Source organism: Martelella lutilitoris (assembly GCF_016598595.1).
GTDB lineage: Bacteria > Pseudomonadota > Alphaproteobacteria > Rhizobiales > Rhizobiaceae > Martelella > Martelella lutilitoris_A.
In genome coordinates this window covers 2348308-2369440 of record NZ_CP066786.1, presented here as the reverse complement: position 1 = coordinate 2369440, position 21133 = coordinate 2348308, and the positions used below count along the sequence as shown (strand labels likewise).

23 protein-coding genes, 1 other RNA gene and 1 pseudogene are annotated in these 21133 nt (G+C 62.1%); 16 read left to right on the top strand and 9 right to left on the bottom strand.

Going from position 1 to position 21133, the window contains the following annotated elements:
- The first annotated feature begins 50 nt into the window (after nucleotides 1-50).
- Nucleotides 51-1577: an ATP-binding protein gene (locus JET14_RS11235; protein WP_200333588.1), complete on the top strand. Its 1527-nt coding sequence runs from the start codon at nucleotides 51-53 to the stop codon at nucleotides 1575-1577.
- Between the two features lie 217 nt (nucleotides 1578-1794).
- Here the strand turns inward: JET14_RS11235 and JET14_RS11230 are convergent, their stop codons facing one another.
- The 4 genes from JET14_RS11230 to ssrA form a co-directional block, all read right to left on the bottom strand.
- Nucleotides 1795-2007 (bottom strand): ribbon-helix-helix domain-containing protein, encoded by a 213-nt coding sequence (locus JET14_RS11230; RefSeq protein WP_200333587.1) that lies wholly within the window; start codon nucleotides 2005-2007, stop codon nucleotides 1795-1797.
- Nucleotides 2004-2186 carry a DUF4169 family protein gene (locus JET14_RS11225; RefSeq protein ID WP_246750292.1) on the bottom strand — a complete coding sequence of 61 codons (183 nt, stop codon included), beginning with the start codon at nucleotides 2184-2186 and terminating at the stop codon, nucleotides 2004-2006. The genes JET14_RS11230 and JET14_RS11225 overlap by 4 nt, the downstream gene beginning before the upstream one ends.
- 33 nt (nucleotides 2187-2219) lie before the next feature.
- Nucleotides 2220-2699, bottom strand: a complete 480-nt coding sequence (locus JET14_RS11220; protein ID WP_024707937.1) for an SspB family protein — start codon at nucleotides 2697-2699, stop codon at nucleotides 2220-2222.
- Nucleotides 2700-2802: 103 nt separating this feature from the next.
- Nucleotides 2803-3162: a transfer-messenger RNA gene (ssrA, locus tag JET14_RS11215) on the bottom strand.
- 99 nt (nucleotides 3163-3261) lie between these two features.
- On the opposite strand from ssrA, the gene JET14_RS11210 reads away from it, so the two are divergent.
- The 6 genes from JET14_RS11210 to JET14_RS11185 all read left to right on the top strand — a co-directional run bounded on the left by JET14_RS11210 (nucleotide 3262) and on the right by JET14_RS11185 (nucleotide 8611).
- Entirely contained in the window at nucleotides 3262-4056 is a 795-nt protein-coding gene (locus JET14_RS11210; protein ID WP_200333585.1) for a thymidylate synthase, read from the top strand.
- Nucleotides 4057-4081: 25 nt separating this feature from the next.
- A complete protein-coding gene (locus JET14_RS11205) occupies nucleotides 4082-4600 on the top strand; it encodes a dihydrofolate reductase (protein ID WP_432443033.1) in 519 nt (172 codons plus the stop codon).
- A gap of 153 nt (nucleotides 4601-4753) precedes the next feature.
- Entirely contained in the window at nucleotides 4754-5917 is a 1164-nt protein-coding gene (gene hflK, locus JET14_RS11200; RefSeq protein WP_200333582.1) for an FtsH protease activity modulator HflK, read from the top strand.
- The gene (hflC, locus tag JET14_RS11195; RefSeq protein ID WP_024707933.1) at nucleotides 5917-6867 is read left to right on the top strand and encodes a protease modulator HflC; all 951 of its coding nucleotides are present in this window, start codon (nucleotides 5917-5919) and stop codon (nucleotides 6865-6867) included. The genes hflK and hflC overlap by 1 nt, the downstream gene beginning before the upstream one ends.
- The gene (locus JET14_RS11190) at nucleotides 6867-7058 is read left to right on the top strand and encodes a DUF2065 domain-containing protein (RefSeq protein WP_200333580.1); all 192 of its coding nucleotides are present in this window, start codon (nucleotides 6867-6869) and stop codon (nucleotides 7056-7058) included. The genes hflC and JET14_RS11190 overlap by 1 nt, the downstream gene beginning before the upstream one ends.
- A 47-nt stretch (nucleotides 7059-7105) precedes the next feature.
- Nucleotides 7106-8611, top strand: coding sequence for a Do family serine endopeptidase (locus JET14_RS11185; RefSeq protein ID WP_246750291.1), 1506 nt, complete (start codon nucleotides 7106-7108; stop codon nucleotides 8609-8611).
- A gap of 100 nt (nucleotides 8612-8711) precedes the next feature.
- Here JET14_RS11185 and JET14_RS11180 read toward each other — a convergent pair whose 3' ends face one another.
- Nucleotides 8712-9272, bottom strand: coding sequence for a GNAT family N-acetyltransferase (locus JET14_RS11180; protein ID WP_200333578.1), 561 nt, complete (start codon nucleotides 9270-9272; stop codon nucleotides 8712-8714).
- Nucleotides 9269-10156 carry a phosphoserine phosphatase SerB gene (gene serB / locus JET14_RS11175; protein ID WP_200333576.1) on the bottom strand — a complete coding sequence of 296 codons (888 nt, stop codon included), beginning with the start codon at nucleotides 10154-10156 and terminating at the stop codon, nucleotides 9269-9271. Before serB ends, JET14_RS11180 begins: the two co-directional genes overlap by 4 nt.
- On the opposite strand from serB, the gene miaA reads away from it, so the two are divergent.
- From miaA to JET14_RS11155, 4 genes are all read left to right on the top strand, one after another.
- Nucleotides 10155-11060: a tRNA (adenosine(37)-N6)-dimethylallyltransferase MiaA gene (miaA, locus tag JET14_RS11170; RefSeq protein ID WP_200338071.1), complete on the top strand. Its 906-nt coding sequence runs from the start codon at nucleotides 10155-10157 to the stop codon at nucleotides 11058-11060. The genes serB and miaA overlap by 2 nt on opposite strands.
- A 300-nt stretch (nucleotides 11061-11360) precedes the next feature.
- On the top strand, nucleotides 11361-13112 hold the full coding sequence (locus JET14_RS11165) for an acetolactate synthase 3 large subunit (RefSeq protein WP_432443084.1): 1752 nt from the start codon (nucleotides 11361-11363) through the stop codon (nucleotides 13110-13112).
- A gap of 21 nt (nucleotides 13113-13133) precedes the next feature.
- Entirely contained in the window at nucleotides 13134-13706 is a 573-nt protein-coding gene (gene ilvN, locus JET14_RS11160) for an acetolactate synthase small subunit (RefSeq protein ID WP_200333573.1), read from the top strand.
- A gap of 89 nt (nucleotides 13707-13795) precedes the next feature.
- Entirely contained in the window at nucleotides 13796-14392 is a 597-nt protein-coding gene (locus tag JET14_RS11155; RefSeq protein ID WP_200338070.1) for a LysE family translocator, read from the top strand.
- Between the two features lie 39 nt (nucleotides 14393-14431).
- On the opposite strand, the pseudogene JET14_RS23060 reads toward JET14_RS11155, so the two are convergent.
- Both JET14_RS23060 and JET14_RS11145 read right to left on the bottom strand, forming a co-directional pair.
- A pseudogene (locus JET14_RS23060) lies at nucleotides 14432-14821 on the bottom strand (RNA polymerase sigma factor); the annotation flags it as partial.
- 88 nt (nucleotides 14822-14909) lie between these two features.
- Nucleotides 14910-15296 carry a COG4315 family predicted lipoprotein gene (locus tag JET14_RS11145; RefSeq protein WP_200333569.1) on the bottom strand — a complete coding sequence of 129 codons (387 nt, stop codon included), beginning with the start codon at nucleotides 15294-15296 and terminating at the stop codon, nucleotides 14910-14912.
- Nucleotides 15297-15438: 142 nt separating this feature from the next.
- Here JET14_RS11145 and JET14_RS11140 point away from each other — a divergent pair, with 142 nt between their 5' ends.
- From JET14_RS11140 to cobU, 3 genes are all read left to right on the top strand, one after another.
- Nucleotides 15439-16566, top strand: a complete 1128-nt coding sequence (locus JET14_RS11140) for an ATP-dependent DNA helicase (RefSeq protein ID WP_200333567.1) — start codon at nucleotides 15439-15441, stop codon at nucleotides 16564-16566.
- A 323-nt stretch (nucleotides 16567-16889) separates the two neighbouring features.
- The gene (locus JET14_RS11135; protein ID WP_200333565.1) at nucleotides 16890-17894 is read left to right on the top strand and encodes a glycine betaine ABC transporter substrate-binding protein; all 1005 of its coding nucleotides are present in this window, start codon (nucleotides 16890-16892) and stop codon (nucleotides 17892-17894) included.
- A 229-nt stretch (nucleotides 17895-18123) separates the two neighbouring features.
- On the top strand, nucleotides 18124-18648 hold the full coding sequence (cobU, locus tag JET14_RS11130; RefSeq protein WP_348648066.1) for a bifunctional adenosylcobinamide kinase/adenosylcobinamide-phosphate guanylyltransferase: 525 nt from the start codon (nucleotides 18124-18126) through the stop codon (nucleotides 18646-18648).
- On the opposite strand, the gene JET14_RS11125 is transcribed toward cobU, so the two are convergent.
- The gene (locus JET14_RS11125; RefSeq protein ID WP_246750289.1) at nucleotides 18638-19423 is read right to left on the bottom strand and encodes a TSUP family transporter; all 786 of its coding nucleotides are present in this window, start codon (nucleotides 19421-19423) and stop codon (nucleotides 18638-18640) included. The genes cobU and JET14_RS11125 overlap by 11 nt on opposite strands.
- Before the next feature lie 129 nt (nucleotides 19424-19552).
- Here JET14_RS11125 and JET14_RS11120 point away from each other — a divergent pair, with 129 nt between their 5' ends.
- Both JET14_RS11120 and JET14_RS11115 read left to right on the top strand, forming a co-directional pair.
- A complete protein-coding gene (locus JET14_RS11120; RefSeq protein WP_200333559.1) occupies nucleotides 19553-20503 on the top strand; it encodes a nucleoside hydrolase in 951 nt (316 codons plus the stop codon).
- Between the two features lie 117 nt (nucleotides 20504-20620).
- Entirely contained in the window at nucleotides 20621-21073 is a 453-nt protein-coding gene (locus JET14_RS11115; RefSeq protein ID WP_081725849.1) for a L,D-transpeptidase, read from the top strand.
- The last annotated feature ends 60 nt before the right edge of the window (nucleotides 21074-21133 follow it).

The window sequence follows — 21133 nt, the reverse complement described above, 5'->3', positions numbered from 1 at the left end:
ATGACCTGTTACAAACGGGCGCAACACCGAACAGAAGGCAAAGGCGAAAAGTGCAGGTCGATATCGATATGGGAACGACATCGGCGGGTGACGTGGCCACACTCGATATCGAGGAGCTGCTGGCGACCCGTCTTCTCGTCCAGGGCAATTCCGGTTCGGGAAAGTCTCACCTTCTCAGGCGGCTTCTGGAGCAGTCGGCGAAATGGGTGCAGCAGGTGGTGATCGATCCGGAGGGCGATTTCGTCACCCTTTCGGACGCGTTCGGCCATATCGTCGTCGATGCCGAGCGCTCGGAGGGCGAACTGATCGGAATCGCAAACCGCATCCGCCAGCATCGCGTTTCCTGCGTGCTGACTTTGGAAGGTCTCGAGATCGACGACCAGATGCGCGCTGCCGCCGTCTTCCTCAATGCGCTTTTCGATGCCGACCGCGACCACTGGTATCCGGTGCTGACCGTGGTGGACGAGGCGCAGATGTTTGCCCCGTCTGCCGGCGGCGAGGTGAGCGAGGAGGTGCGCCGGCTTTCACTCGGGGCCATGACCAACCTGATGTGTCGCGGGCGAAAGCGCGGCCTTGCCGGCGTCATCGCCACCCAGCGGCTGGCCAAGCTTGCCAAGAATGTCGCTGCGGAAGCCTCGAATTTTCTGATGGGGCGGACCTTTCTCGATATCGATATGGCGCGCGCGGCCGATCTTCTCGGCATGGATCGCCGCCAGGCCGAACAGTTTCGCGATCTGAAGCGCGGCAATTTCGTCGCTCTCGGGCCGGCCCTGTCGCGCCGTCCGCTGCCGGTCACGATCGGGCCGGTGGAAACCTCCGCGCGCTCCTCCAGTCCGAAGCTGATGCCGTTGCCGGAAAAGCCGGAGGATGTGGAGGATCTGATCTTCACGCCGGATCCGGAAGATATGGCCCGTCAGGCCTCGGCCCCGCGCCGGGTGGCCCCGCGTCCGCGCCCGACCGTCGACATCATGGATGCGCTGTCGAAGTCTTCCGAAGAGGCCGAAGCGCCTGAGACGCCGACGCGCGGACCCCGTGCGCCGGCGATGTCGGATGAGGAAAAGGACGACTGGATCGCGATGACGCTGGCGGAGATCGCCGGCGCTCCGGAATCTGCTTTTCGTTCTGATTCAGAGCTTTACCAGGATTTCCTGATGCGCGGTCGGATGAAACGGATATCCGGCGCTCCGCTTGCCATGAACGAATTCCGCCGCCGGCTCGCGATCGCCCGTTCGGGCGCGGACGCGGCGATGGTGGAAAGCGAGCAATGGCAGATGGCGGTCTCGCTGCTGGCGCATGTCACCGAAGACCTGCAGGGCGTGTTCCTGATGCTGGCAAAGGCGGCGATCGCCGGCGATGCCTGTCCCTCGGACGCCATGATCGCGCGCGCCTACGGCACGCATTCGGCGCGCCGGGCCAGGCGCTTTCTCGACTGGTTCGAGGAGCAGGGGCTGATCGTGCAGCACACCGGTCTTGCCGGCCTGCGCATCGTCGCCTTTCCCGATCTCGACCGGCAGACGGCGGGCGGGAACCCGGACGCGCCGGCGGAAGAGGCCGAAAGGCGGGATGCGGCCGAGTAGGACGCTTCAGGACTTTAGATCATCGGGCGATTAGAGCGCCGTGCGTCCTTTAGGACGCACAAAGGACGCTCTAACTTATTGAATCTGCGCATCGTTCTTTTCGAAAATCGATTCCGATTTTCGAGCCGATGCGCTAGTTGGCATCGCCCGATGATCTAGGTTCTCTTTTTGATGCATCGGGTTATCGAAAAACCGGATTCCACTTTTTCGGCCGATGCTATAGGCGTGCCTTCAGGTCATCCAGCACGAACAGGCGCACGGCGGAGGAGAGGTTCACATCCGGCGGGCGCTGTTCGTCGATTTCGCTGAGAAGGAAGGCAAGGCTGACGCCGCGCCTGTCGGCGATGTCACGGATCTCGTTGAAGAATGCATCCTCAAGGGAAAAGCTCGTGCGGTGCCCGTGAAGGCTGACGGAGCGCTTGCGGATCAATCGTCCTTGTCCCCTTGGGAAGGCGTCAGGCGTTCGATGCGCCCTTGCTCAAAGCGCCGCTCGCTCTTCTCGCGTTCCAGCTTGTCGCGGCCCTTTTCGCCCTTTGTGCGGCCGTGGATCGCCCGGTTTTCAGCGGCGTTGTCGGCCGCCTTCTGCCGCGCCGCGCGCTTGCGGCTCATCCTGAGATTGACGATCTCGGCGCACATCGGCTGTCAGTGCTTCTTGCGGAAGGCATCGAGGGAGACGACCGAAGCGCCGTCATCGCCGCCGGGGCCGTCATCGTCACCACCCTCGTTTTCCGGCTCGAGCGGCTTTTCGTCTTCCAGATCCAGCGTGGCGACATCGAATTCGAGCTCGAAATTCACCGACGGATCGTAAAAGCCGACGATGGCGTTGAAGGGGATGACGAGGCGCTCGGGCACATCGGAGAAGGACAGGCCGATCTCGAAATGGCTGTCGGTCACCTTCAGGTCCCAGTACTGGTGCTGGATGACGATGGTCATCTGCTGGGCATATTTTTCCTTCAGCGCCTGGGAAATGCGCACGCCCGGCGCGTTGGTCAGGAAGGTGATAAAGAAGTGATGCTCACCGGGCAGGTGGCCTGTTGCGGCGACCTCTGCGAGAACCTTGCGCACCATGCCGCGCAGTGCGTCCTGTGCCAGAATGTCGTAGCGAATATGGTCTTGCCCCATCACGTCTTTCCCGCCTTTGGCCGTTTGATTGCGCTCTGCCTGTAGCCAATTAAGTCGCCTGATGCCGATGCGCAATCTTTATAGGGGATTTTGTTCAAATTCAGGTGGAGGCTTCTGTTGCCAGGTGCCTCCGGACCCCGCCTTACAGTGCTACCCGCAAGGACTTAAGGTGGGTTTCTGGAACCGCCATTAGGCAGCTACAGCGTAACCCTGAGCTTTGTTGTCATTTGCAACTACTCGTTTGACCCGATAACGGTGGTATCATGCCGGGTAAAAGGTCGTTCTTTACACTCTTGTCGATCCTGTTTCGCCCCCATCACAAAAAGGCCTGAACCGCCTGTTTGTGGTGGAGGCGCCGGGTACCGCCCCCGGGTCCAATGAGCTTATTACAACGCCGTTTATCACCATAGCCGGTCAAGCCGGCACGCTTGATATAAGTGTTTCAAAAGCTTCTGCAAAGGGGGGGTGGCGCGCAAAAGGCGGGGAAAGGCGTCTCCGGGCCCTTTTCGCGGCGCCTTTCGTCGCGATAGAAGAGAAAACCGACTTCGAACGAGGAAGCATCATGCGCCAATATCTGGATCTTCTGGGCCACGTGCTGGAAAACGGAACCGACCGGGCGGATCGGACCGGCACGGGCACGCGCTCCGTTTTCGGCTACCAGATGCGCTATGACCTTGCGGCGGGCTTTCCGGTCCTCACGACGAAGAAGCTGCATCTGCGCTCCATCATCCACGAATTGCTGTGGTTCCTGAAGGGCGACACCAACATTGCCTATCTGAAGGAAAACGGCGTCTCGATCTGGGACGAATGGGCCGACGAAAACGGCGATCTCGGACCGGTCTACGGCGCGCAGTGGCGCTCCTGGCCGACGCCGGACGGCGGCCATATCGACCAGATCGCCAAGGTGGTCGAGAGCATCCGCAACAACCCCGACAGCCGCCGCCATATCGTCACCGCCTGGAACCCGGCAGAGGTCGACAACATGGCGCTGCCGCCCTGCCACTGCCTGTTCCAGTTCTATGTTTCCGATGGAAAACTCTCCTGCCAGCTCTACCAGCGCTCCGCCGACATCTTCCTCGGCGTTCCCTTCAACATCGCCTCCTACGCGCTGCTGACACTGATGGTGGCGCAGGTGACGGGCCTGAAGCCCGGCGATTTCGTCCACACGCTCGGCGACGCCCATCTTTACGCCAATCATTTCGAACAGGCGCGCGAACAGCTTTCCCGCATCCCGGGCCCTCTGCCGGTGATGCGGCTCAATCCGGATGTCACCGATCTTTTCGCCTTCACCTTCGAGGATTTTGTCCCGGAGGGCTATGAAGCCGCGCCGTCGATCAAGGCGCCGATCGCGGTTTGAGCGACAGACATGTGAGGAGGCGGGGTTGATGACTGCCGAAATCGTAATCATGGCCGCCGTCGCGAAAAACGGCGTGATCGGCAACGGCGCGGCGATGCCCTGGCACCTGGGATCGGATTTTCGGCGGTTCAAGGCCCTGACCATGGGCAAGCCCCAGATCATGGGACGCAAGACCTATCAGTCGATTGGAAAGCCGCTGCCGGGGCGGACGAATATCATCATCTCGCGCAACCCGGATTTCCTGGCGCCCGGATGCATTGTCGTGCCGAGCCTTGAAGATGCTGTTGCGCTGGCCCGCAAGGATGCTGCCGAAAAGGGCCTCGACGAAATCTATGTGCAAGGCGGTGGCGAGATATACCGGCAGGCGATGACGCTCGCCGACCGTTTGCGCATCACCCATGTGGAAACCGAGGCGGAAGGGCAGACCACTTTTCCTGTGATAGATCCGGCGCTTTGGCGACCTGAAAGCAGCGAGAACCTGCCGGCCGGCGAGAAGGACGATTATCCGACGCGCTATGTGGTCTACGCGCGCAAACCCCGATGAACAGGAATTTACCGCGATTTGGCCGCACAGTTGACCGATCGCGTTGAAAGCGCCCTTCTGCGTCCCTATAACGGGACAAACGCTGAATGCGTCAATGCGCGGCTGCGGCAATGGTTCCGCAGCCAGGAACTGTTTATTTTGGAAGAGGTGTGAATGCCCTGGAGCAATCAGAATGGCGGCGGTCCCTGGGGAGGGGGCGGTGGCGGCGGCGACAATCAGGGTCCGTGGGGTCAAGGCCCCAAGCGCCCCGGTGGCGGCGGCAATGGCGGGGGCGGCAATGGCGGCCCGCCGGATATCGAGGACTTCTTCCGCAAGGGCCAGGATCAGTTCAAGGGCATGTTTCCGGGCGGTTTCAGCATCGGCCTGGTGATGATCGTCATCGTCGTGCTGGCCGGCTTCTGGGTGATGCAATCCGTTTATACGATCCAGCCGGAAGAGCGTGGCGTCGAGCTTCGCTTCGGCGTTCCCAAGGCAGATGTTTCCGGGCCTGGCCTGCATTTCATGTTCTGGCCGGTGGAGACCGTCGAAAAGGCGAATATCACGGAACAGCAGCTCAATATCGGGTCGCGGAATTCCGCGCGCACGGGCATCATGCTGACCGGCGACCAGAACATCGTCGATGTTCAGTTTGCCGTGCTCTACAGCGTCACCGACCCGCAAGCCTATCTGTTCAACGTCGAAAACCCGATCGAGACGCTGCAGCAGGTTGCCGAAAGCGCGATGCGCGAAGTCGTCAGCCGCCGGCCGGCCCAGGACGTCTTCCGTGACGATCGTGAAGGCATTTCGGAGGATGTGAAGCAGATCATTCAAAGCACGATGGACGAATACGGCGCCGGGCTGACGATTGCCGCCGTTTCGATCGAGGATGCCGCTCCGCCGGCCGAGGTGGCTGATGCCTTCGACGAAGTCCAGCGTGCCGAGCAGGACGAAGATCGTTTCCTTGAAGAAGCGAACCAGTATGCCAACCGGGCACTCGGGCAGGCGCGCGGTGACGCGGCCCAGATTCGCGAAGCCGCGGCAGCCTACAAGGACCGCGTGGTCATGGAGGCGCTGGGTGAGGCGGATCGGTTCAATTCGATCTACGAAACCTACGTTGCCGTGCCCGAGATCACCCGCAAGAGGCTCTATCTGGAGACCATGCAGGAGGTCTTCTCCAGGTCGAAGAACGTCATCATGGATGAGGACGGGGAGGGTGTCGTGCCCTATCTGCCGCTTGATGCGATCGACCGGAACGCGGCCGCCAGGACAAATGCCGCCAATACGAGCGGCAGCTCATCCTCGTCAACATCGCAGAGCAGCCAGGGAGCGAACCAATAATGTCTTCAAATCGCATATTCGTTCTGCTTGGCGGTATCGTCGCTCTGGCACTTTTGATCTACGCATCGATTTTCGTGGTCAATCCGCGTGAACAGGCGCTGGTCATCCGTTTCGGCAAGATCTACGCCGTCAAGACCGAGCCCGGCATTTACTTCAAACTTCCGTTCTCGTTTGCAGGCGCCGATCAGGTCCAGTTCGTGTCCAATCAGGACCTCCGTTTTGACCTGGACGATATCCGCGTCCAGGTTTCGGGCGGCAAGTTCTACGAGGTTGATGCTTTCGTCGTTTACAGGATCACGGACGCACAGCGCTTCCGTGAGTCCGTTTCCGGCGATCGCATGGCTGCGGTTTCGCGGCTCCGCACCCGTCTTGATTCGGCATTGCGCCGGGTCTACGGCCTGCGCGGCTTTGAGGCAGCGCTTTCGACCGAGCGGACGGCCATGATGAAGGAAGTTGGCGACCAGCTCCGTCCGGCGGCTGAAGCGCTCGGCATTTCGATCGTTGACGTGCGTATCCGCAGAACCGACCTGACGCAGGAGGTTTCGGACGAGACATACGCACGGATGCGTTCGGAACGTCTGGCCGAGGCCGAGGCGACGCGCGCGCGCGGCCGTGAGCGCGCCGAAGTGCGGCGTGCCGCAGCGGACCGTGAAGTGGTTGAAATCCAGTCGGCGGCCGACCGCGATGCGCAGGTTCTGCGCGGCGAGGGCGATGCCGAGCGGAACCGGGTTCTCGGCGAAGCTTACGGCAAGGATCCGGAGTTCTTCTACTTCTACAGGTCGATGAACGCCTACAGGGACGTCCTCGGTGAGAACTCGACCATGGTTCTTTCGCCGAATTCGGAGTTCTTTGAGTACTTCCGCTCGTCAGGGGCGAGTGCGCTGCCTCTGAGCCCGGCGCTGCCCGGCGGCGCGCCGGCCGAAGAGGTCCAGCAGCAGGCAACCGAGTAATGTTGCTTCAGGATGTTTTGATCGGATTTGCGTTTTATCTGATCATCGAGGGGCTGGTCTATGCGCTGGCCCCTTCCCTCCTTGTAGCCATGGCGCGGCTGTTGCCGACAGTGCCGGAAGGCGCGTTGCGCGTGACCGGCCTCATTGCCGTTGCGCTCGGCGTCGGCCTTGTCTGGCTGATCCGCGGATAGGCTTTCCCTGAGCCTTTCGCTATGATGACAATCGACAGGACGGAGGCATGATGACGACGGTCAAGCTTAATTCCCCGGTTTTCCGGGTTATGGCCCGGAACATCGCCGGCGCAGGGCTTCTCGCCGTGGCCGTCATGTTGCCGGTCTCCATGCCGATGATGCCGGTGCGCGCCCAGACGCTTTCCGATGTGTCCGTGGCGGACATCGCCGAGGGATTGCTCCCCTCCGTCGTCAACATCTCCATTTCCGAGGAGGGCGGGCCGACGGGCGAGACCCGGCCCCTGCCGGACGTTCCCGAGGGCCAGCCCTTCGAGGACCTGTTCGAGGATTTCTTCGAGGGCGAGGAGGGGCAGCGCAGCCGGCAGTTCTCCTCGCTCGGTTCCGGCTTTATCATTGATCCCACGGGCATCATCGTCACCAACAATCATGTCATCGAGAATGCCGACACGATCGAGGTGACGTTCTCCGACGGCGCCACGCTCGACGCGGAACTGCTCGGCGTCGATGACAAGACCGACCTTGCCGTGCTCAAGGTCAATCCCGACCGGCCTTTGCCTGCGGTGAAATTCGGCGATTCGCGCAAGGTCCGGATCGGCGAGTGGGTGATGGCGATCGGCAACCCGTTCGGCCTCGGGGGCTCGGTCACGCTCGGCATCGTCTCGGCGCGCGGGCGCGAGCTCGACGGCCCCTATGACAATTTCATCCAGACGGATGCCGCCATCAACAAGGGCAATTCCGGCGGACCGCTGTTCAACATGGATGGCGAGGTCATCGGCATCAACACGGCCATTCTGTCGCCGTCCGGCGGCTCGATCGGCATCGGCTTTTCGGTGCCGAGCGAGCTTGCAGAAAACATCATCGACCAGCTGATCGAGTTCGGACGCACCCGCAGGGGCTGGATCGGCATTCGCGTTCTGGAGGTGAGCGACGCGCTGGCCGCCTCGCTTGGCACCGAGGATCCCGCCGGCGTCGCCGTGGGGTCAATCATCGAAGGCGGGCCTTCGGATGGCGGACCTCTAAGAGAGGGCGATATCATCCTGTCCTTTGACGGGCAGCCGATCGACAGTCCGCGCGACCTGCCGCGATTCGTCGCCGAGGGCCGGGTCGGAGATCCCGTGGATGTCGAGATCGTCCGCGACGGCGAGCGCATGACGGTGCAGGTTACGCCTGAACTGCTGGAAGAGCCGGAGGCGGTGAACGAGGCGCTGGTCGACAGGCCGACAGCAGACGGCGATGCCGACACGCCCGGCCTGCCGGTCAGCCTTTACGGCATGACGCTTGCCGAGCTCGATGACAATGGCCGTGCGCTCTACCAGATCGACGGCGGTATCGAGGGCGTGCTGATTACCGAGGTGGAAGAGGGCAGCGCGGCCGCCGACGAGGGGCTGATGCCCGGCATGGTGATCGCCGAAGTCGGCCAGGACGCCGTGACGACGCCGCAGGAGGTGCGCTCGCGCATTGTCGAGCTGATTTCGGAGGGGCGCCGCAGCGTCTCGATCATGGTCGCCGAGCCGGACGGCACGCTCGTCATCAAGAGCCTGGTGCTGGAATAGGGCATTTCCCGGGAGAGCGGATACCGGTTTCGCGTCCGAAGGCGCTTAAAAAACAAAGAGATAGAGCGCTCTCGCGATTCGCCGAGAAAGCGGCAGCGTCTTAACTGTCGCGTTGCCACTCACCCTTCATAAGGCGGTAGAGCACGTGGCGTTTGAGATGGGGGTGGCTGTCGGGAATCGAGGGATGATCGAAATCGCCCTCAGGGTCCCGCCGCATGCCGAGCCTTTCCATGACCGCCGTCGAGCGGTGATTCGCTGCAACAGCGAATGACACAAGCTGGTCGTGGCCGCGTTCGTCGAAGGCCAGTGCGATCATGGCGCGCGCGGCCTCGGTTGCGTAGCCCTTGCCCCAGTAACGGGTCGCCATGCGCCATCCGATTTCGGGCGTGCCCTTCGGCGAGATGTCGGCGCTGTAGCTCGTGTTCAGCCCCGTGAAGCCGATCACATCCCCGGTCCCTTTCAGCTCAACGGCGGGAAAACCATAGCCGCTGTCCGCGATCACCTTGCGGATCGTGTCGAACATCTCATCGCTCTCGGCGCGAGTGCGGCGCATGGGAAAGAAGGCCATGACCGTTTCATCGGCGTTGATCTCGTGGAACAGGTCGCGGTCGCGATCCTCCCAGTTGCGGATGACAAGGCGTTCGGTTTCAGTGAGCTTCACCGTCTGAACTCCTCTTCGTGGTATCCCTGAATATAAAGCAACGCGGTCAGATCTGCGTGGTCGATGCGGATATCGGCCTTTTCGGCAACCGTGGGCTTGGCGTGAAGCGCGACGCCGGCGCCGGCCAGTTCCAGCATGCCGAGGTCGTTGGCGCCGTCCCCGACCGCCATGATCTCGGTCTCTGCAATACCGCGCTTGCGCGCCACGTCATGCAGCGCCTCGATCTTGGCCTGCCGGCCGAGGATCGGGTCCGCAACCTGGCCGGTCAGCTTGCCGTCTCTCTCGATGAGCGTGTTGGCGCGGTTCTCGTCAAAGCCGATCATCGCGCCGATGCGGCTGGTGAAGACGGTAAAGCCGCCGGAGACCAGCGCGGTGTAGCCGCCATTGGCCTTCATCGTCGCGACCAGTTCCTTGCCGCCCGGCGTCAGCGTGATGCGCTTTTCGATGATCTCGTCGACAATACCGATATCGAGACCCGCGAGCAGTGCGACGCGCTCGCGCACGGCGGGCTCGAATTCGATCTCTCCGTTCATGGCGCGCGCCGTGATGCCCGCGACCTTGTCCTTCAGTCCGACTTCGGCGGCCAGTTCGTCAATGCATTCCTGACCGATCATGGTGGAATCCATATCCGCCAGAAGTGCCTTCTTGCGACGGCCGATATGCGGCTGAATGACGAGGTCGATCGGCAGGCCGGCAAGCGCCTCGCGGATGGCTTCCTCGACGGCTTGCCTGCTGACATGGTGTTCGAGGTGCAGATCGACCGCCACGCCCTGGTTCAGCCAGTCGATCTTTTCCACGGCAATGGCTTGTGAAACCTTCAAAACCTGTTCCGGGGTCACAACAGGGTTTGACGGATTGGCGACAAGCGTGGCAACGAGAACCATGGCGAATTCCTCGGGTAAAAAATGGCGTGCGGTTCTGATAACCGGGCCGACGGCGGGCGGCAAGTCCGCTTATGCGCTTGGCCGCGCGCGCGCGACCGGCGGCGTCGTGATCAATGCCGACAGCATGCAGGTCTATGACACGTTGCGGGTTTTGACGGCCCGTCCTTCGGGCGAAGACATGGCCGGCATCGACCATTTTCTCTATGGGCATGTCGCCGCCGGGACCGACTATTCCACCGGCGCATGGCTGAGAGAAGCGGCTGCGCTCGTCGACCGGCTCGAGAGCGAGGGGCGGGTACCTGTTTTCGTCGGCGGCACGGGGCTCTATTTCAAGGCCCTGACCGAGGGGCTTGCCGAAATGCCGAATGTCCCGTCGGATATCCGTGCGCATTGGCGGCGGGCGCTGGCCGAAGAGGGTTCCGAAGCGCTCCATCATGTTCTGGCCGACCGTGACCCGGTCATGGCGGCGCGGCTGGAGCCTGCCGACGGGCAGCGGATCGTGCGCGCGCTTGAAGTCAAGGAGGCATCCGGGCGATCGATCGCGGATTATCAGGCGGAGACGCCGCGGCCGCTGATCCCTTCGGACGCGGCGGAGAAGGTGGTCATTCTGCCGGAGCGCGCTGTTCTGCATCAGCGCATCAATACGCGCTTTTCCGCCATGCTGGACGAGGGAGCGGTTGAGGAGGTGCGCTCGTTGCTGGCCCTTGACCTTGCCCCCGAAATGCCGGTGATGCGGGCAATCGGCGTGCGCGAGATCGCTGCGATGCTCAAGGGAGAGATGGACCGTGAAACCGTCATCGATCGGGCGAGTGCCGCAACCCGGCAGTATGCCAAGCGGCAGATGACCTGGTTTCGCAACCAGATGGGCGATGACTGGAAAAGGCTCGATCCCGCAGCGCTTTAGCCTCGGCGGGCACCGCCATATCTGCCTAATTTAATTTCACTCGATCGCCCGTTTGGCTATTTTTCTTGCACTCGCGCGTTGACTGATGCGGCAAGACGGGCTATCAGCCAAGCATGGCTATGAAAGAACTTCTTATTGTGGTGGGATCGCGCATGGGCAGGATGGTGTAACCATCCGGCATAAGCCACCCATGCGCGACGACAGGCTCCTTGAAGGGGCCTTTTTTTATGCCCGGTAGGAACGCAAACACCTAGAGACCATCGAAACGGAAAAATGACGATGACCGCGACGGACAACTTGATGACAGGCGCCGAGATCGTTTTGCAGGCGCTGAAAGAAAATGGGGTTGAACATATCTTCGGATATCCCGGCGGCGCCGTGCTGCCGATCTATGACGAAATCTTTCAGCAGGACGAGATCGCCCATGTGCTTGTGCGTCACGAGCAGGGCGCGGGCCATGCGGCCGAGGGCTATGCCCGCTCCACCGGCAAGGTCGGCGTCATGCTGGTCACCTCCGGCCCGGGCGCGACCAATGCGGTCACGCCGCTGCAGGATGCTCTGATGGATTCCGTTCCGCTGGTCTGCATTTCCGGCCAGGTTCCGACGACGCTGATCGGCTCGGATGCGTTTCAGGAGTGCGACACCGTCGGCATTACCCGGCCCTGCACCAAATATAACTGGCTGGTCAAGGACGTGAACGACCTCGCCAATGTCATCCATGAGGCCTTCCGCATTGCCCAGAGCGGTCGTCCCGGCCCCGTCGTCGTCGATGTCCCGAAGGACGTGCAGTTTGCCAAGGGCCGTTACACGCCGCTCGAAGGCCATCCGATCCGCGAGAGCTATCGTCCGGAGGTCAACGGCAATGCCGATGCGATCCGCACGGCGGTCGAGCTGATGGCCAAGGCGAAGCGCCCGATCCTCTACACCGGCGGCGGCGTCGTCAATTCCGGCGACGACGCCACGCGGCTGCTGCGCGAACTGGTCAGCCTCACCGATTTCCCGATCACCTCGACGCTGATGGGTCTCGGCTGCTATCCGGCCTCGGGCAAGAACTGGCTCGGCATGCTGGGCATGCACGGGTCCTACGAGGCCAATATGGCCATGCATGACTGCGACGTCATGGTCTGTATCGGCGCGCGTTTCGATGACCGCATTACCGGCCGCGTCGACGCCTTCTCGCCGAACTCGACCAAGATCCACATTGATATCGACCCGTCCTCGATCAACAAGACCATCCATGTCGACGTCCCGATCCTCGGCGATGTCGCTCATGTTCTCGAAGAGATGGTTCGCGCCTGGCGCGCGCTGCCGGCGGAAAAACCGTCGCTCGATGACTGGTGGGGCAATATCGAGCGCTGGCGCGGGCGCGACTGTTTCGCCTACACGCCCAACAAGGACGTGATCATGCCGCAATATGCGCTGGAGCGGCTGAACGCGGCGGTCAAGGGCCGGGATTTCTACATCACCACCGAAGTCGGCCAGCATCAGATGTGGGCGGCGCAGTTCTTCGATTTCGAGGAGCCGAAGCGCTGGATGACGTCGGGCGGTCTCGGCACGATGGGTTACGGCCTGCCGGCAGCCCTTGGCGTCCAGATCGCGCATCCGGAAGCGCTCGTCATCGATGTCGCCGGCGATGCCTCGATCCAGATGTGCATTCAGGAGATGTCGGCGGCGATCCAGCACAATGCGCCGATCAAGATATTCATCATGAACAACCAGTATATGGGCATGGTCCGCCAGTGGCAGCAACTGCTCCACGGCAACCGGTTGTCGCACTCCTATACCGAGGCGATGCCCGATTTCGTCAAGCTGGCGGAAGCTTACGGCGCTGAAGGGATCTATTGCGATAATCCGGACGACCTGGATGAGGCGATCCAGCGGATGATCGACAGTCCCAAACCGGTGATCTTCGACTGCCGCGTCGCCAATCTCGCCAATTGCTTCCCGATGATCCCGTCGGGCAGGGCGCACAACGATATGCTTCTGCCGGACGAGGCCAATGACGAAGCCGTCGCCACCGCCATCGATGCCAAGGGCCGTCAGCTCGTCTGAGCTTGAGAAAGGTTTGAAACAATGAACGCCAAACTACAGCCGACCGGTTCAGCCTATTTCATCTCGAGCCCCACCGCGCCGCCGGAGCGCCACACGCTGTCCGTGGTCGTCGCCAACGAGCCGGGCGTCCTTGCCCGCGTCATCGGCCTCTTCTCCGGTCGCGGCTACAATATCGAAAGCCTGACGGTTTCGGAGACCGAGCACGAGGCGCATCTGTCGCGCATCACCATCGTCACCAAGGGCACGCCCGACGTGCTGGAGCAGATCAAGGCGCAGCTCGACCGGCAGGTGCCTGTGCACAAGGTGGTCGATCTTTCGGTGCGCGCCCGCGAACTGGGCATTGCCCCGCCGGTCGAGCGCGAGGTGGCGCTGGTCAAGGTTGTCGGCAATGGCGACCAGCGTCAGGAAGCGCTGCGGCTTGCCGATGCGTTTGAAGCCAAGGTGGTGGATGCCTCGGTCGAACATTTCCTGTTCGAACTGACGGGCAAAGTCTCCAAGGTCGATCAGTTCATCTCGATCATGCGACCGCTCGGCCTTGTCGAGATCTGCCGCACGGGTCCGGCCTCGATGAACCGCGGTCCGCAGGGCATGTGAGGACAAAGGGGCGAGGAGATGCTCGCCCCGGTCCTGCCGGATCAGGGTCCGCCGCTGCGGCATGTGCTTGAGACAAGAAGGGCATGGCGATGACGCATGACACGCTTCTGGCATTGCTCGGCTTCGCGCTTGCGGCATCGATCACGCCAGGCCCGAACAATATGATGGTCTTCGCCTCGACGGTGAATTTCGGCTTTTTGCGGACGCTGCCGCACATATCCGGCGTCGTTGCGGGTTTCGCCATTCTGATGGCCGGCGTGGGCGCCGGTCTGGGTGCTGTCATCACCGCCTTTCCGCCCATCCTTGTTTTCGCGAAGGTTGCCGGCGCTCTCTATCTTCTCTGGATTGCCTGGAAAATCGGCACGACGCGGAAGATGGCTTCCGGCGAGGCGACGACCGGCAGGCCGCTCACCTTCATTCAGGCGGTCGGTTTCCAGTGGGTCAACCCGAAGGGCTGGATCATGGCGCTGACGGCCATGTCCGTCTTTACCGATCCCGCCGATTATGCCCGCTCCGTCGCGATCGTCGCGGTCGTGTTCGGGCTGATCACGATCCCCAGCATTTCGCTCTGGGCCGGCTTCGGCTCGGGGCTCAGGCATTGGCTTTCCTACGGCGATCGGCTCAAATGGTTCAATATCGTCATGGCTCTGGTGCTGGTGGCAAGCCTCTGGCCGATGCTGCGGTGAGGCTTCACCTCCTGCAAAGTGGGCCGCAAGGCGATGGCGCGCGCGTGACAGGCGCGACATGACCGTGCCTGCCGGCACGTTCAGGCGTTCTGCGATTTCCACATAGGTGAGCCCTTCAAGGTCGCACATCACGACGATATCGCGGGCAGCCGGCGGCAAAGCGTCGAGCGCATCGGCAAGTCTCAGCCGGTCGATTTCGACATCTTCGTCGGCATGGTCGTCCGGCAATTCCTCGGCCGCATCGATTTCGACGAAGGACAGCGTGTTGCGGTGGCGGAAGTGGTTGGCGTTGATATGCACCATGATCGCATAGAGCCATCCGGCGAGATTGTCGCCATGCCATTGCGCCCTGTGGGAGAGCGCGCGTTCGATCGTGTCCTGCAGCAGGTCCGCGCCATCTTCGCCGGAGCCGGCCAGGCTCTGCGCCATGCGGCCGAGTTGCGGAAGGCAGCGCCGCAGCTCCGTTTCGAACAGGCGTTCGGGCGCGGCGGCATCGCGTCGCCGCGCCGGTTTGGGGTCAGGCCGGGCGCGCGACCTGCCAGAGATTGCTGACGTTTGCGCCGGTAACGTCGCCGGGCTTCTTGTCATTTGCCCGCAAATAGAGAGGTTCGCCATTCAGAGCCCACTGTTTCTGCCCATCCTTGCGCACCACAAACGAGAAATTTGCAAAAGGTTGCGCGGTTGGGTTGGCGATATATGGCGGCCAATCGGTCGCGCAGCTACCGTAGCAGGCGGATACGTCCCTTGCGTCCTTGTCATAGGTGTAGAGCGTGTGACCGTTCTGCGCGGCCAAAACCTGACCGTCATAGGTGTCGACGGTGCGGAAGGTGGTGGTGCCGGCAAAGGCGGCGCCGGCCACGGCAATCAGCGCGGCGGCGGCAAGAATGGATGCTTTCCTGATCATGTCTTTCAGTCCGTTTCGGTTCATCGCGTCGGGGTTCGAAATGACGCGTTCACCCCATAGACACGTCGGCCCCCTGTTTTATTCCAAGAGGGGGCAAGTTTTTTTGTTGCCCCGCCGCGGCGAATCCTGCCAAGTCACGGCCATGGAGTTTTCACCGCAACAGGATGAGGCGCTCAAGGCTGTTTCGCGCTGGCTGAAGGAAGGCCGGTCGCCGGTGTTCCGGTTGTTCGGCTTTGCCGGAACCGGCAAGACCACGCTTGCGCGCTATTTTGCCGAACATGTCGACGGCGAGGTGCTGTTTGCCGCCTTCACCGGCAAGGCCGCACAGGTGCTGCGTTCGCGCGGGGCCAGCAACGCGCGCACCATCCATTCGCTGATCTACCGGCCCAAGGGCGAGGAGATGATCGAGGACGAGGAGACCGGAAAGACCTCGGTGGCGCCAATGTTCTCGATCAACCGGCAGAGCCCGCTCGCCAAGGCGGCTCTGATCATCATCGACGAATGTTCGATGGTCGACGAAAAACTCGGTCAGGATCTCGTCAGTTTTGGCACGCCGGTTCTGGTGCTCGGCGATCCCGGGCAGTTGCCGCCCGTCTCCGGCGGCGGCTATTTCACCAATCACGAGCCCGATTATCTCTTGACCGAGATCCACCGCCAGGCGCGCGACAACCCGATTATCGATCTGGCTATGCGGGTGCGCGAGGGTGATGAAATCCCGCTCGGCGATTACGGCCAGGCGAAGGTGATCACCAAGCGCGACGTCACCCAGGATCTGGTGCTTGATGCCGATCAGGTTCTCGTCGGCACCAATCGCACGCGTCGGCGCTACAATCAGCGCCTTCGCGAGCTCAAGGGGTTTTCGCAGGTCTATCCGCAGGCCGGCGACAAGCTGGTCTGCCTGCGCAATGACCCGGCCAAGGGGCTGCTCAACGGCTCTCTGTGGAAGGTGATGTCCGCCTCCAAGGAAACGGTGAAGCCGGGCATAAATCTTCTGGTAAACCCGGAAGAGGACGATCCCGATCGCGGCGCGGCAAGGATCAAGCTCCTGAAGGCGGCCTTTGAGGACAGCGAGACGGAAATCCCCTGGTCCACCAAGAAACGATATGACGACTTCGACTATGGCTACGCGCTGACGGTCCACAAGGCGCAGGGCTCGCAGTGGAACAATGTCGTGCTGTTCGATGAAAGCTGGGCCTTCCGGGATACGCGAGAGCGTTGGCTCTACACCGCGATCACGCGCGCGGCCGAAAGGCTGACGATCGTTTCCTGATGCCGCAGGAGAGGCGGGAGAAAACGCGCGGCGGCTGCATACGCAGTACCTTTAACGGCACCCCGATCACGCAGAAACTTCAAAAAGGTCGGGGCTTTGTCGCCGCGCAACCGTCCGCCGCCTTTTTCTAGCGCCAGAACCTTACTGCTTGGTTAGCGCAGACGCATTCTTTTCCGCCCTCTGCCACAAAAAAAGCCGAAGCCCGTGTTTGTCATTTGAGCCTTCGGACACTACTCTTGACAAAAATCGATTTCGATCCGGTTTCAGCGGTCAGCCCGGTCGGGGGACGGCGGAAATCTCGGAGAGGGGATGGACCAACAGCCATGAATGCGCACATCGCCACCGCCTCCATTCTTTTTGGCGCCCTTGCTCTGCTTGCCGAAGGAGCGGACGCGCGGGAAAGCTGCGGCGCGGTTTCGATCGCCGAGCTCGACTGGTCGTCGGCGGGGCTTGCCGCCTGGGTGGACCGGCTGATCCTGGAAAAGGGATTTGACTGCATGGTGAACATGGTGCCCGGCGATACCGGAAGCGCCGTGGCCAGCATCATCGTCACCGGGGAGCCGGAGATCATTCCCGAATTCTGGTTCGAGAGCGCGACGCCGGCGCTTGACCATGCCGTCGCCGAAAAGCGCGTCGCCTTCGGCGCGCCGCTTCTGAGCGAGGGCGGCGTCCAGGGCTGGTGGGTCCCGAAATTCATCGTCGACGCGCATCCGGAAATCACGACCGTTCAGCAGGCGCTCAGCCATCCAGAGCTGTTCATCGCGGCCGAGGGCAGCGACAAGCCCGCCGTGTTCAGCTGTCCGGCGGGGTGGGCGTGCCGGGTTTCGACCGCCAATCTCTTTCGCGCGCTTGATGGCGCGGACAAGGGGTTTGAACTGGCGGAGGCCCAGTCGGGCGCAGCGCTCGATGCCTCCGTCGCGCGTGCCTTCGAGGCGCAGCAGGGCTGGCTTGGCTACTACTGGGCGCCGACGGCGCTTCTCGGTGAATATGACATGGTGAAGCTCAGCTTCGGCGTCGAATTCAGCAAGCAGGAATGGGACCGGTGCACGATCGTTGCCGATTGTGCCGATCCGAAGCTTAACGCCTATCCCGTATCAGCCGTATACACCCTGGTCTCCGGCGCTTTCGTGACTGAGCACGAAGACCTGATGGACTATTTCAACAACCGTTCCTGGAGCAACGGCACCGTCAGCGAGGTTCTGGCCTTCATGAGCGCGAACGACGCAGACAATGAGGCCGGCGCCCGTTATTTCCTCGAAACCTATCCCGAGGTCTGGAAGGCCTGGCTGCCGGAGGATGTGGCCGACAAGGTCGCCGCAGCTCTCTGAGATCGTTTTGCGAGCGCCTTGTGAAAAGGCCGCTGCGACGCTATATCAATAATGCGCCGGTTGATGGTTTGCGGTCGATCGAGGGTGGTCTTCGACGACGCGCGCCGGACATGATCAACAGCGCGGACGCCTCTTTGTTCTACGAATCGTCCGCTTTCATGTCCGAACCGTTTTCCGGCGCATCTTCCTTTCTAGCGGCAAGCAGGACGAGGCGTTGCGGATGCAAGCGATGGGTCGGAAAACCTGCCTCATTCTCGGCGGCGCGCGATCTGGCAAATCGTCCCATGGCGAAAAACTGGCGCGCCAGGCGGCCGGCAATCTCCATTATGTCGCGACGGCCGAGGCGCTTGATGCGGAAATGGAAGCCCGCATCGCTCGCCACAAGGCCGCGCGCGGGGAAGGCTGGCAGACGCATGAGGCGCCGCTTGATCTGGTCGCCTGCCTTGAGGGCCTCGTCCGTACCGAACGCCCGGTGGTTCTGGTCGATTGCCTGACGCTGTGGGCCACCAACCTCATCCTCCGCGACATGGATATCGGCAGGGCAGGCGACGGGCTTGCCGGTTTCGTCGCCGATTGTCCCTATCCGCTCTTCCTTGTCGCAAACGAGGTCGGTCTCGGGATCGTGCCCGACAATGCGCTCGCCAGAAAGTTTCGCGACGAGGCTGGCCTCCTGAACCAGAAGGTTGCGGCCGCGGCCGACACGGTGATCTTCATGGCGGCAGGCTTACCGATGACGATGAAACCTACATCATGAGCCACTGATACACAGGGTTCTGTTCGTCGAGAAACACCTTGGTGGCCATGGCGAGGCTGGAGACTGCCAGTAGCGGCCGGATGATCTTGGCGCCGCGCTTCATTGCCAGTCTGGAGCCGGTCTGGGCCCCGAGAAACTGGCCGACCCCCATGACAAGGCCGATCTTCCACAGGATCGCCCCGCCGGCGAGAAAGACGGCAAAGGCGCCGAGATTGGATGAGAGATTGAGCATCTTGGTGCGCGCCGTCGCCTTCAGCATGCCAAGCCCGCCAAGCGTGACGAAAGCGATCATGAAGAAGGAACCGGTGCCGGGCCCGAACAGCCCGTCATAAAAGCCGATTGCCGGAACCACGAGCCCGGCGAAGACGGGCACTGCGAGGCGCTGCTGCCGGTCGGTATCGTCCAGTCCGCTGCGCAGCGCGAAATAGAGCCCGATGCCGGCGAGCAGGAAGGGCAGGACCGCCAGAAGAATATCGCCCGAGATCACGGTTGCCAGCGCCGCGCCGAGCGCGCCGCCGCCGAAGGCGAGAAGCGCCATCGGCCATTGCGTTCTCGGATCCACCCTTCCGCCGCGGGCATAGGAGATCGTCGCCGAGGCCGCGCCGAAAATGCCCTGCAGCTTGTTGGTGCCGAGTGTCTGAAGCGGCGGGATGCCGGCGATCAGCATGACCGGAATGGTGATCAGGCCCGCGCCGCCGGCAATGGAATCGACGAAGCCGGCGACAAAGGCCGCCGCAAAAAGGATGAGCAACAGGTCAAGACTTGCTTCGAACAAACGGGGCGGGCTCCGTGAGAGGGCAGGCGCGGGCGGACATCGTTTCCTTTTGCGCCCGGATCGTGTAGGTCGTTTCACGGGCGGCGCTTCAGCCGGTTTACGATCTTTCAAGAAGCAGGATTCGTTTTCATGCACAAGGTTATTTTCGACACGGACCCGGGCATTGACGATGCCATGGCATTGCTGTTCCTCGAGCGTCACCCCGATATCGCGCTTCTCGGCATCACGTCGGTTTTCGGCAATGCGTCCGCCGACACCACCACCCGCAACGCGCAGTTCCTGAAGCGTGAGTTCGGCATTTCGGCCCCGGTCGCGCGCGGCGCGGACGAGACCTATGATCCGGCCCGCCCGATGGCGCCCTGGCCCGTGGTCGTGCACGGCGTGAATGGCCTCGGCGACATCGAAATGCCCGAGACGGTCGACGATGTGCCGCTCGACCCGCGCCCGGCCTATCAGTTCATCATCGACACCGTCAGGGAAAATCCGGGCGAGGTGGAAATCGTCGCCGTCGGGCGCATGACCAATCTGGCGCTGGCGCTGGCCCGTGATCCGGAGATCGCCGGCCTCGTCAAACAGGTGGTCGTCATGGGCGGCGCGTTTGAGCGCAACGGCAATGTGACGCCGGCGGCAGAAGCCAATATCCACGGCGACCCGGAAGCCGCCGACGCGGTCTTCACCGCGCCGTGGAAAGTGGTGATCATCGGTCTCGACGTGACGATCCAGACGGTGATGACCCGCACGACGATGAAGGATCTGGCGCTGCGCGGCGGCCCGGCGGTCGAACTGCTCGCGAAGATCTCCGACCCCTATATCGACTTCTACAGCCAGCAGGTGGACGACGGCATGGTCGTGCATGACAGCTGCGCCTGCGTCTATGTCGTCGCGCCGGAGCTCTTCGGTCTTAGGGCAGGAACCGTGCGCGTCGTCTGCGGCGGCATCGCCGACGGCCTGACGCTGCAGAAGCCGGCCGGCCCGTTCTTCCCGCCGAGCGCGTGGGACGGCAAGCCGGAACAGCAGGTCGCCATGACGATCGAGGCGAAGAAGGTCGTCGATCTGGTGGCGGCCACGCTTGCGCCCTGATCCCAGTAACGCGCGCGTCAAGTCTGAATTGTTTACCTTGTTGGCAGTAACGCGTTGAATGAATTCCCCGGTGCGCATAACTTGACTTCAAGGGGTTATGTGTATCCGGGGGATGTTATGCGTTCTTTTCTTGTCGGTCTGTTCGTTTTGCTCGCGACAACGTCCGCGGCCAACGCGGCCCGCAAGTCCGGCGATGACATTTTCGAGCCTGGCAAGGTTGTCGCTGCCGTCAGCCTCAGCACGCAGACGATGAAGGTGATTGTCGGCGGCTATGAGCGCTATGTCTGGCCGGTGTCGACGGGCGCGGGAAGCTATGCGACGCCCGCGGGCGTCTATGGCGCGGAATGGCTGTCGAAGAACCACCGCTCGCGCAAATACAACAATGCGCCGATGCCCTATGCCATCTTCTTCTATCACGGTTACGCGGTTCACGGGACCGATCAGCTGTCGCGTCTCGGCTCACGCGCCTCGCATGGCTGCGTGCGGCTTCATCCGGACAATGCGGCACTACTCTTCAGCCTGGCCCAGTCCGTCGGACTGGACAACATGACGGTCGTCATCGGCGACTAGAGCGCCGTGCGTCCATTCGGACGCACAAAGGACGCTCTAACCTATTGAATCTACGCATCG

Coding starts and splice junctions, on each gene's coding strand:
- JET14_RS11225 (WP_246750292.1), bottom strand. CDS start 2,186: ATGAGCCGCAAGCGCGCGGCGCGGCAGAAGGCGGCCGACAACGCCGCT.
- JET14_RS11220 (WP_024707937.1), bottom strand. CDS start 2,699: ATGGGGCAAGACCATATTCGCTACGACATTCTGGCACAGGACGCACTG.
- JET14_RS11210 (WP_200333585.1), top strand. CDS start 3,262: ATGCGCCAATATCTGGATCTTCTGGGCCACGTGCTGGAAAACGGAACC.
- hflK (WP_200333582.1), top strand. CDS start 4,754: ATGCCCTGGAGCAATCAGAATGGCGGCGGTCCCTGGGGAGGGGGCGGT.
- hflC (WP_024707933.1), top strand. CDS start 5,917: ATGTCTTCAAATCGCATATTCGTTCTGCTTGGCGGTATCGTCGCTCTG.
- JET14_RS11190 (WP_200333580.1), top strand. CDS start 6,867: ATGTTGCTTCAGGATGTTTTGATCGGATTTGCGTTTTATCTGATCATC.
- JET14_RS11185 (WP_246750291.1), top strand. CDS start 7,106: ATGATGACGACGGTCAAGCTTAATTCCCCGGTTTTCCGGGTTATGGCC.
- miaA (WP_200338071.1), top strand. CDS start 10,155: ATGGCGAATTCCTCGGGTAAAAAATGGCGTGCGGTTCTGATAACCGGG.
- serB (WP_200333576.1), bottom strand. CDS start 10,156: ATGGTTCTCGTTGCCACGCTTGTCGCCAATCCGTCAAACCCTGTTGTG.
- JET14_RS11165 (WP_432443084.1), top strand. CDS start 11,361: ATGACAGGCGCCGAGATCGTTTTGCAGGCGCTGAAAGAAAATGGGGTT.
- ilvN (WP_200333573.1), top strand. CDS start 13,134: ATGAACGCCAAACTACAGCCGACCGGTTCAGCCTATTTCATCTCGAGC.
- JET14_RS11155 (WP_200338070.1), top strand. CDS start 13,796: ATGACGCATGACACGCTTCTGGCATTGCTCGGCTTCGCGCTTGCGGCA.
- JET14_RS11145 (WP_200333569.1), bottom strand. CDS start 15,296: ATGATCAGGAAAGCATCCATTCTTGCCGCCGCCGCGCTGATTGCCGTG.
- JET14_RS11140 (WP_200333567.1), top strand. CDS start 15,439: ATGGAGTTTTCACCGCAACAGGATGAGGCGCTCAAGGCTGTTTCGCGC.
- JET14_RS11135 (WP_200333565.1), top strand. CDS start 16,890: ATGAATGCGCACATCGCCACCGCCTCCATTCTTTTTGGCGCCCTTGCT.
- cobU (WP_348648066.1), top strand. CDS start 18,124: ATGGGTCGGAAAACCTGCCTCATTCTCGGCGGCGCGCGATCTGGCAAA.
- JET14_RS11120 (WP_200333559.1), top strand. CDS start 19,553: ATGCACAAGGTTATTTTCGACACGGACCCGGGCATTGACGATGCCATG.
- JET14_RS11115 (WP_081725849.1), top strand. CDS start 20,621: ATGCGTTCTTTTCTTGTCGGTCTGTTCGTTTTGCTCGCGACAACGTCC.